The following is a 10,265-nucleotide window of genomic DNA, read 5'->3' as shown; positions in this document are numbered from 1 at the left end:
TTCATCAACGAGTTGCAGGTCAGATGGTTATACTGCTTTGTGCTTTAGCTGGCTGAGTACAGCCTGAAATCATCACCGTAATGCAACGATGCCCAGCACAGCCTCGCGTTTTTGGCGGCGATGGCTACAACAGCCCGCCAGTACCCCCTGCGCTCAACCAACTTACAAACCCAACGGCTGAATGAGTCAGTCCTTTTCTCTGCACCAATCAAAACCGAACGGGCCCCCTGAACCAGAAGCGTTCGCAGATATGAATCGCCCGCTTTCGTTATTCTGCCAAGCTTTGATTTTCCGCCACTGCTGTACTGTGATGGTGTAAGTCCCAGCCAGGCTGCCAGTTGGCGTCCATTCTTAAAATCATGGGCATTACCGATACTGGCGACCAGCGCACAGGCCGTTGTGGGACCAATCCCTTTCAGTTCCATCAGTCGTTGGCTGCGGTGATCCGTTTTTGCCATGCGGGACAGGATCCGGTCATATTCAGCGATGTTATCTTCAATGCGATTAATGTGTTCCAGCAGATCATCAACGCATTGCTGAACCTGAAGCGGCAAAGAATTCTTCTGTTCAGAAACGATGTGGCGCAGGGCATCTGTACTTTGTGGAGCGATGACGCCGAATTCAGATATCAAACCTCTTAATCGGTTATATGTTGCTGTTTTCTCTTCGATAAAACCTTGTCTGGTACGGTGTAGACATTGCATCGCCTGCTGGCTCTCATCCTTCACTGGCACGAACCGCATATGCGGGCGACGGACAGCCTCACAAATAGCCTGGGCATCAGCTGCATCATTTTTTCCTGATTTACCGGCCATGCGATATGGCGATACGAACTTTGCAGCCATCAAACGGGGCTCATGGCCATACTGCCGAAACACTCTTGCCCAGTAATGGGCGCCTGAGCACGCCTCCATCCCGATAACACAGGGAGGCAGGCTTGCAATTAACTCAGGAAGTGCAGCACGCGATACTTTAGGTTTAACCAGAACAGTTTTTCCATTTTGATCAACGCAGTGAACAGCGAACACATTTTTAGCAAGATCGATACCGACAGTAGTGATAGTCATAACGAATCCCTCCAGGGCTATGTTTACCCCATGATTGCACAAGAGCTAATCAGGCACATATCCAGGGGAAGTCCCTTCCATTCGGTAAGCCTGTTTTTTGAACAGGCTTACCTGTAGCAATAGGGTGTACTCCCGCGCTATACGGCATTTTCAGAGGTTTGACCTTAATCGGATAACCTAAATGCGATACTGCAAGAGCGACAACTTAAAAGCGATAGCCACTGACGCAAAATCAACCCCTTACGAACCAAGATTGGTTAAATAATGCGCTTAACGTACAAAAATTTCCGATCTCCAAACTGACCCCAGGAAGATCAACTGGGCGCACTGGGGCTGGTCACTAACGCCGTCGTGTTATGGAACACTATGTATATGCAGGCAGCCCTGGATCATCTCCGGGCGCAAGGTGAAACACTGAATGATGAAGATATCGCACGCCTCTCCCCGCTTTGCCACGGACATATCAATATGCTCGGCCATTATTCCTTCACGCTGGCAGAACTGGTGACCAAAGGACATCTGAGACCATTAAAAGAGGCGTCAGAGGTAGAAAACGTTGCTTAACGTGAGTTTTCGTTCCACTGAGCGTCAGACCCCAAATAGAACCCGTCATGCGGGAGACTCGCAGTTTGGACACTTTATGTTAATTGAAGACATAGGCATCAAAGACAAATAGGTCCAATACTCGCCATTCTTAATTAATCGTGTATTGCATGTACCACAGTGGGTATACACGGTAAAGTGTGTACACTCATTGCACCGATACCAACGCTTTTGATTATTTGAACTCATTGATTTCGTTACATCAACTACTTTTTCAGACCCGCAAGAAACACAAAAATTCACCGCATGAGTATCATCCGATGCTCCTCGAAAAGATGTATTGTCTTCAATGCCGTACTGTAGAAACATCCCTAGCATACGTTGGATTTCATCAAGATAGCGTTGCGACTTCATTGGGTTAGCACATACTGCACCATAGTTTGTAGCTTGACGTTGATGGTATGCTGGCTCCCAATCAAACATGGATAGTTCGCCCAAATAACTGTCTTTCGCCCATTCCTGTGGAGATACGACTTTCTCAACCGCATCTAACACGGGGTGCAGAACAAACACACTGTTTTCTTGGCATTCGCTATAATCTTTGCCGTTGTAAAGTTCATGGATAACCCCACCGATCCCGCCTCTAAGCTTGAGATAGGCAGCAGAATAGTACTTTGCATCGACGACTAACCGCTTTGAAATCTGGTTACCACTTTTGGTAATCGCTTCTACATCCAAAACAAAATCAGGGCGCTTACCATTGGCTAAGAACGGCTCGTATTGCAAGGTGACTTTTCTTGAAACATTAGGGTTGAAAAACTGAATGCTGATTTGTTCTTCATTGCCTTGAATATTCGCAATCAATTTTCGTTTCCAGTTGTCCTCTGGCAGATATCGGAATGCCTGAGTCAGCACTTTGATGATTTGCAGCAAACACCAACGTTCATAAATTAGTGGCATGTTGACTAGTCCAATCGCCTCGATTTTCTCCAGCGAAAGTAAAATGTCTTCATCGGCCAAGCCAATCTGCTCTTTTAACTTTTTAAAACCCGAGTGAACCGCTTGATAGGCAGGGTTTTGCACAAAAGTCATAGAGTTAGGAAAGGTGCTTTTACTTTTGACTTTGCATTGACGCCATTCTTTTTCTACTTGCTGGAAAGGCTTTATTTTGGGCGCCAGTACCTGATGCACTATTCCTACTTTTTCATGCTCACTAGCAAAGTAACTAAGGCGCTTTCGAATTGTCTCTCGTTCTTTCTCCTGTTCAGAGAGCTCTTCCGGTGTCAGCTTCGTTTTCCAACCATTTTCATTTAGAGCAATGCCTTGCTCGCGCAACTTGGAAAACTTCTCTTTATCTCTTAAGAGGGATCGTGAATCCGCCAGAATCGTTAGTTTGGATATGTACTCTGGGTACAAGATCGAAGCTGTTCCTCTCCTAGAGGGAGGAGGCATAATCGCCACCATGTCATAGTCGCTGTATGGCTGAAACAAGCTCGCGTAATACTCACCAGAACTAAAAATAGTATATCCATCAAGTTCAAACTGTTGCCAATCATCATGCTGGGACGGCTTAATTTTCGCCCACCACTCATTCTCAGATCCTGTGGTTTTTTCTAATCTGAGGTAACCTTTAGCGGCATGATTTGGCGAAAAATATTTATTGGCATTAATTTCACCTAACTGACTCGCCAACTCGGCATTGATTACTTCTGTATCAAAGCGCTTTTTAAGTCGTTCTAAGTCTTTAACTACTAGGTCACGGTTGATAATACGATAGTCTTTTAAACTGTCTAAACGCTCATTGAGCTTTTCAATAGCCCCAGAAAAACGACTCTTTTTGCTCTCAGCCACCTTAACCAATTGCTTTACAATGCTCAGCGTGCTCGAAACCACATACAGCACATACTGGTTTTCTGGCACGTTGTAACTCGGCTCAGATGCGCGGCTCGTTAAATGCTTACGCGAACCTTTGGTACAAATCTCCATAAATGTACGTGGAACAGGACGTACTTCTTTTGCTGGCTTTAACGCTTGAATTTCTTTCAGTTCAACTTTGGGCTTTTTGAGGATGGTTTGTGCATTGCTAAGAATTGATGCGACTAATGACAGCGCTTCTTGGTCGATGGCTGCAACCTGTGAATTTTTAGCGTCGCCCGTGATATGACTATTCTCATCGAGGATCAGCTCCCACAGGTCCGCTTTAAAATCTGACAGGTAACGTGAAAGATCCGATTTGGTCTGTTCGGAGATATCAATATCAAGCTTTAGTGTCGAGTTACCAATAACAAACGTGATCTGACCAGCCGTTCGCCTCGCTTCACTGCGCCACACCCGTTGTTTTGCGTCCCAATGAGCAGGCTCAACCCACCACACAGCATTAGATGCGGGATCGGTTATCGACTCTAACTGCTTTCTATCACCATTAGGCATGACAATGTAAGGCGGAGACTGATCACCCTGCTTAGTTTTTATCGCAAGTTGAGCAAAACGTAGCTCATCGACCTTAGGGTAGATGGTGGTGTGTGCGGAAAATGCATTGTTCCCCGTCTGCTCAAGCTTTAGCGAGTACTCCGACTCGCTAACACTGACTAAGGTTTGCTTATCGTGCCATTTGGTCTCGATAAACTTGATAACGAATGGAGTTTCCATGATTACGCCCAGTAGTTCACAACGCCATCATTCGATTCAGCCGTTTTAACTAAACGCTCTATCGATTTGGTGCATGAAAACTCCGCCGCTATTTCTACTTGGTTGTCCAGCAGCGACTCAAGGCGAGGTAAGAATACACGGCTAACAAGCTCAGCTTTACTGTAATCACCCACTTGCTTATCGCCATCAAATGTGAATTTTGGTAGCACCTTATGAACGATAAAGTTGTTGATGGCCAGAGACTTATTATCGTTTACATCGCTAAATAAACTTACATAGTTAAGCCCTTGTCGAATAGTTCGCATACCAAATTCCACGCCAAGCGGGTCGAAAACATCGCGGTTTAAAGTCGTAAATAACTCGCAGAATTCATTCAAACGTTCAAATTTCGGATAAGGGGTACGCTCACCAAGCTCTTCAATATCAAACACTAGCGGTAAAGTAACGTCGTCGAGCCCGTAAGAGTCAATCTCATCAAAAATAGCATCCCAGTCGGTCAGCAAAGGACTCTTGAACTTCATCACGTGTGCACGATCAAGTATTTTTGGTGAGAGGTAATGGGTTGTTTCGTCGATGTTGATAGCACCAATAATTCTTACGTTCGCTGGAATCGTGATTGACGAAGGCGTGCCGAGAACACCTGCCAACATACGTCTGATATCACCGTGGTATTTAATCAGTGAGTCTTTATCGCTAAAGCCAAACGCGCGCTTCATTTCAGCGTTAATTTCTTCATCTTGCATGAGCGCAACGAAGTCCACGATGCCATTTTTGCTGAACTTTTCTTGCGCGTTAGAAATGACAGAAACAACCCCTTTTAGCTCGGCAAGAACGTGTGCAGCTTCATCATCCGAGTAAAGTTGAATGGTCGGTTGCTCGTTACGCTCCTCTAGCTTAGAAAGAAAGTCGGCAAAGTAATATTCCACTCGGGCAAGGTTCATTTCGTCTAAACAGATGAAGTATGGGATATCTGGGTTTTGCTTAGCCTCGATCAATGCCTCAAGAAATGGTGTCGCCAAATATTTCTTCTCTAGGGGATTGTAATAGCCCAGCAAATCTTCTGAACTAGTCCAGTTAGGCTTAACCGGAATGATCTTAGATACCCCACCAATAGCCTTGGCAAACGACTGAACCAGGTTTGTTTTGCCTGAGCCTGAGTCCCCCGCCAGAATGATGAGATCATTGGTGCGAATAAGCGTTAGGAAGTTCTCGATAATATGGCGAGGGTACAGGATGTCTCGTTCTTTGAGGTACGCTTGAATGTAAGAAACTGCATCGCTGTAGTTTGAATAAAGGGCTTGTGAAAAAGAGATATGTTCACCACGCTCCTTATTAGACAAGGGGCTTGCAACAAAAAAGTCGAAATCTTCCTCATCCAAAAACTCAAAACTCTTCAGGAAGATGGCTTTCTCTTTGATGAAATCTGTTAGTTTCTCGACTTTTCTTGCCATACTTTCCTCTACTTTTCGGCTCTTTTCGATAATGACGTCTAACTCAGCTTTGCTTTCCTGAATCTTCAGATTTAGCCGATGATTATCATTATTTAGTTCTTCATTTCTCTTGATTGAGCTTTCAAGCTCTGTCGTTGATGCTGTGATTTTATCCTGTGTACTTTTGAATGCGTCTGACAACTCCGCCAACTTGTCAGTCATATCCTGTTGTTTTTCTTGCAACGCTGCCTCTAACGCTTCTGTTTCTGAGGCGATTTTATGTTTAACGCGCTTAACTTCTGCGTCATAAATAACTTTGCGTAGCAGTGTTTCATCTTCATTTTGAATTAGGGCTTGCCGATCTAAATTAGGTAATGCATCGGGCAGATAGGTCAAACGCTCAACCGTCTTATCATTGACGGCTAATAGAAATGGGTTGTTTTTTTTAGCTCTTTGCGGGATGGATGCTAACATCAGTTCACAAGCAACCATCCCTTTAGTGTCATTGCCTAACACTATTTTTGCTACTGATGGGGTTAAAAACACACCTGATTGCAATTCATGCGAATCAGCCAGAGGGTATTCTATGCTTTGGTTGCCACTAAGAGTTTTTGCGTTACGGATACCAGCCCAGTTCCCTGCCTCGTTAATACTCAGTTCACCCCAGACATCAATTTTATGATTTTCCAAGCCCCAACTATCATAAAGGCGTTGGTAAAGCTCTTCATCAGAGAGCCCTTTAACCTCTTCAAGGTTGTAGATAACTTGTTCTAAAGCCATGATTTCTATTCAAACAATAAATAAAGGGATTACCTACGTGTTGAAAACTCAACACATCTACATCTCGAGAAAAACAGGTTTAGTTTTGCTTCTTATCTAGCACTTTTTAGCGAGATAATCACCAACGAGCATTTCAATAAATTCTTTAAGTTCCTGATATTAAACACCATAAGTCTAATATGGCAACAGTTTCTATAATCGCGTTTCGCGAATCCGTGATATGAGCACCAATGTTGACAGTGCCACTTACCACTACACAACTTCATATCGCGTCTACTCTATTGCTAACACTTTCGAGTGATCCGTACCAGCAAAAGTGGACACTTCGCTAAGAAAGTCTGGGGTCAAGTCTTGCAACGTGCACAACGTGCTTTGGCAAGGTCTGCTTTTGGCACATAAGAAATATTCAGAAATTTCGAATACTACATTAGCTCACTCACTTTACTGCAAAAACCGTAACCAACGTTTTCATTGAGTCACCCGAAACCATAACAAAGTGCATTTTGCTACCAACATGCTGCCAAAACTCGGCCTCTTGTGCATATTTTTTGGCTTTTTGGATAGAGGCACTTTCTGGTAACTGGGTTTTAGTTAGCCTTGGGCATAGCAGCTTTGTGCACAAAGCCTTCCAAGGATGCTTAGGTACACCGTCTGAAAGCCGCATTTAATCCCGATGTGCGGCCCTGTGGCTGCGTAAACAGGTTAATGGTGATTGGTTCTTGCAAACCACATGCAAGTTCTATCAGCGTTTCAGTCACGCTCCGAAAGGTACACGGTTATCCTGATAAGGTGTGATCCCTCTGACAATCTGATGACGTCACTACGCTCCGCTTGTTGCTGTATCACCAACGGGGCTTTATGGCTGCAATTGTCTAAATCAGAGGGTTGCACAAGTTATACTCGAAAGTTAATCTGAGATAAATCTTAGATTGCCAGAGGTCTCTTGATGTTTTCAAAATCAAATCGAACATACAAGTATGGCGACCAACCGATAAGAATCACTACTGTGCGAGTGGTTGAGGAACAGTTCAGAGGGGCGGCAACTGCTAAGCAAGTGGATGATTACCTTAGAGGAATATTCCCACACTATAAAGATGATACCCGCCTTAACCTAATAGTTAACACGGTTAATTGCAATCGGAGCTATTGGAGTTTCAACAAAACAGCCAGACGCACAGATGATGTGACTCATCGCCATCATCAATATGATCGATTATTCAAGCGCGGAAACATTTTTGAAATCTATCAACCCTCTATTCATGGCATATGGGAGTTATATCAGGATCAGCAAGGAAAATGGTGTTACCGTCAAGTGAAGTCGGAGTTTGAAGAAGCAGTAGAGGCTGCTGCTAAATTACCCTCATCTACACGGAAACAGATTTTAGCAACGGAAAGTAAAACTCCAGTGCTAACCGAAGTAACAACACGAGTTTATAAGCGAAGCCCGTATGTAGTTGCCGAAGTTCTTTTAAGGGCTAAGGGTAAGTGCCAAAGCTGTAAGCGTGATGCGCCTTTCTTGAAAGAAGATGGTACACCATTTCTCGAAGTTCACCACATTGAGTGGCTTTCTAAAGGCGGGGAAGATTCCGTGGAAAATGCTATAGCATTGTGTCCTAATTGCCATAGGCAAGCTCATTATGGTGCTTTAGAATTAGTGGCGGTTAACAAGCAAGGTTGAACATAACTTCCCGATAACCTCGCCACGCTCAGTGGCGATATAATAGGAGGCCTTACGAGTTAGGGACGGCTCTTCGAAAATCCAGATGATGAAATTTCGGGTGATATTTATATAGATCTGGAACATCTCACAAGCCAACCAGCTAGGACGGGTAGACATTTTCTTGTGTGTTGTAACTACTTACTCAAAGCACGTTTATCTTCCCTCGATTTTACAGCACTACTAATTGTCCCTCGACTACAGGCCATAATTTTCTGAACCTGGCTCCAAGAACTACCGCTATCGAGCAACCGATTAATTGCATCGTATCGAGCCTGATTGACCTGACGCCCCTTATATTTTCCCTCCTTTTGAGCTTTATTAATCCCCTGCCTTTGACGTTCCCGGCGTTGTTCATAATCACGACGAGCCACAGCAGCCAGCATATCAAGCAACATATCGTTGATTGCAGCAAACATGCGACTATCAAAATCATGGCTCGCTGAAGCAATCCAGGTTGTCGGTACGTTGATGGCCATCACTCGAATATCCTTCTGGCGAATCAACTTCTTCAGGCTGTTCCAGTCTTCACCAGTTAAGCGTGAAAGCCGATCAACATCTTCAATGAGGAGAATATCGTTCTGTCGGCAGTCGTTCAGCAGTCTGAATAATTCCGGTCGGTCGAGCCGCGAACCAGATTCATTCTCGATGTAGTAATTGCAGATGTTAAGGCCACGCTCATCAGCAAAGCTATCGATCGCAGCGAGTGCGCGAGAAGCGTCTTGTTCAGATGTTGAGGCGCGTAAATAAGCCCGGACAAAGCTTTGCGGTACGGTATGAGTCACAATGTCGAACCAGTTCAATTTAGGTTATTAAAGCATAACCATATAGTACCTGTTTCGCATGGTATTTTAAAGGCATACTCTAAAAGAACCAAAAAACAAATAATGAGTAGATGTGACCTTGTCACTACACACTCATAAACTCAAACACTCATATACACAAGACAACTCAAATGAGTAGATACTCCTTAACTCATATACACATAAACTCATATTAACCTTTACTCATACAAAGAGTATGATAAACTCAAAAACTCACAGGAGTAATTGAGTAGACTCACAATTGAGGATTTGAGTATGAAGGTGATCTCATTTCTGAATCCGAAAGGGGGTTCAGGTAAAACAACTGCCGTAATCAACATAGCCACTGCGTTGAGCAGGAGCGGATACAACATTGCTGTGGTAGATACAGATCCACAAATGAGCCTGACGAACTGGAGCAAAGCGGGCAAGGCAGCATTTGACGTATTTACAGCAGCATCTGAAAAAGACGTCTATGGAATCCGAAAAGATCTGGCGGACTATGACTTTGCTATTGTGGACGGGGCAGGTTCACTCTCAGTAATCACCTCCGCAGCCGTCATGGTAAGCGATCTGGTAATTATCCCTGTCACCCCCAGCCCTCTGGATTTCTCCGCAGCAGGAAGCGTCGTTACTGTTCTGGAAGCACAGGCTTACAGCCGCAAAGTTGAAGCCCGCTTTCTGATCACCCGTAAGATAGAAATGGCAACCATGTTGAATGTGCTTAAAGAAAGTATCAAAGACACCGGTGTTAAAGCATTTCGTACAGCTATTACACAACGTCAGGTTTACGTGAAATCAATTCTTGATGGCGACAGCGTGTTTGAATCCAGTGATGGTGCTGCAAAAGGTGAAATAGAAATCCTTACAAAAGAGATAGTTAGAATGTTTGAGTAATTACACATTTACTCATATAATCAAATAAGTATAAAAACCGGAGTAGCCTGAATGTCACTTGAAAAAGCGCATACGTCAGTAAAAAAAATGACCTTTGGTGAAAACAGAGATCTGGAACGAGTAGTAACAGCACCAGTATCATCTGGAAAAATCAAACGTGTTAACGTTAATTTTGATGAAGAAAAGCACACTCGGTTTAAGGCTGCATGCGCCAGGAAAGGTACATCAATCACTGACGTGGTGAACCAGCTTGTAGATAACTGGCTCAAAGAGAACGAATAATTGGAAGCCGAAGCGAACAGACAGGCCGACGCAAAACAACTGTTCTCAAAGCAGCCCTGGCTATGTACAACAGCCAATAGTTACTTGATTCTGCAAA

General features: G+C 44.1%; 7 protein-coding genes and 1 pseudogene. 4 read left to right on the top strand and 4 right to left on the bottom strand.

Annotation, left to right across the window (positions count from 1 at the left end):
* Positions 1-44 precede the first annotated feature (44 nt).
* The gene (locus C5687_RS22645) at positions 45-1,067 is read right to left on the bottom strand and encodes an IS110 family RNA-guided transposase (RefSeq protein WP_000156886.1); all 1,023 of its coding nucleotides are present in this window, start codon (positions 1,065-1,067) and stop codon (positions 45-47) included.
* A gap of 306 nt (positions 1,068-1,373) precedes the next feature.
* On the opposite strand from C5687_RS22645, the pseudogene C5687_RS22640 reads away from it, so the two are divergent.
* Positions 1,374-1,598: pseudogene (locus tag C5687_RS22640) on the top strand (Tn3 family transposase); the annotation flags it as partial.
* A 78-nt stretch (positions 1,599-1,676) separates the two neighbouring features.
* On the opposite strand, the gene C5687_RS22635 reads toward C5687_RS22640, so the two are convergent.
* Together C5687_RS22635 and C5687_RS22630 are read right to left on the bottom strand one after the other, a co-directional pair.
* A complete protein-coding gene (locus C5687_RS22635; protein WP_104558033.1) occupies positions 1,677-4,259 on the bottom strand; it encodes a nuclease domain-containing protein in 2,583 nt (860 codons plus the stop codon).
* 2 nt (positions 4,260-4,261) lie between these two features.
* Positions 4,262-6,469, bottom strand: a complete 2,208-nt coding sequence (locus C5687_RS22630; RefSeq protein WP_104558031.1) for an AAA family ATPase — start codon at positions 6,467-6,469, stop codon at positions 4,262-4,264.
* A 946-nt stretch (positions 6,470-7,415) separates the two neighbouring features.
* Here C5687_RS22630 and C5687_RS22615 point away from each other — a divergent pair.
* On the top strand, positions 7,416-8,147 hold the full coding sequence (locus tag C5687_RS22615) for an HNH endonuclease (RefSeq protein WP_045282355.1): 732 nt from the start codon (positions 7,416-7,418) through the stop codon (positions 8,145-8,147).
* A gap of 176 nt (positions 8,148-8,323) precedes the next feature.
* On the opposite strand, the gene C5687_RS22610 is transcribed toward C5687_RS22615, so the two are convergent.
* Positions 8,324-8,971, bottom strand: coding sequence for a recombinase family protein (locus tag C5687_RS22610; RefSeq protein WP_024262784.1), 648 nt, complete (start codon positions 8,969-8,971; stop codon positions 8,324-8,326).
* A gap of 294 nt (positions 8,972-9,265) precedes the next feature.
* On the opposite strand from C5687_RS22610, the gene C5687_RS22605 reads away from it, so the two are divergent.
* The gene (locus tag C5687_RS22605) at positions 9,266-9,886 is read left to right on the top strand and encodes a ParA family protein (RefSeq protein WP_000864788.1); all 621 of its coding nucleotides are present in this window, start codon (positions 9,266-9,268) and stop codon (positions 9,884-9,886) included.
* Positions 9,887-9,937: 51 nt separating this feature from the next.
* A complete protein-coding gene (locus tag C5687_RS22600) occupies positions 9,938-10,168 on the top strand; it encodes a plasmid partition protein ParG (RefSeq protein WP_000051066.1) in 231 nt (76 codons plus the stop codon).
* Positions 10,169-10,265: the final 97 nt, after the last annotated feature.

This window comes from Enterobacter sichuanensis (genome assembly GCF_002939185.1).
Taxonomy (GTDB): Bacteria; Pseudomonadota; Gammaproteobacteria; order Enterobacterales; family Enterobacteriaceae; genus Enterobacter; species Enterobacter sichuanensis.
The sequence above is the reverse complement of the archived record's forward strand: the minus strand, read 5'-3'. Positions and strand labels throughout refer to the sequence as shown.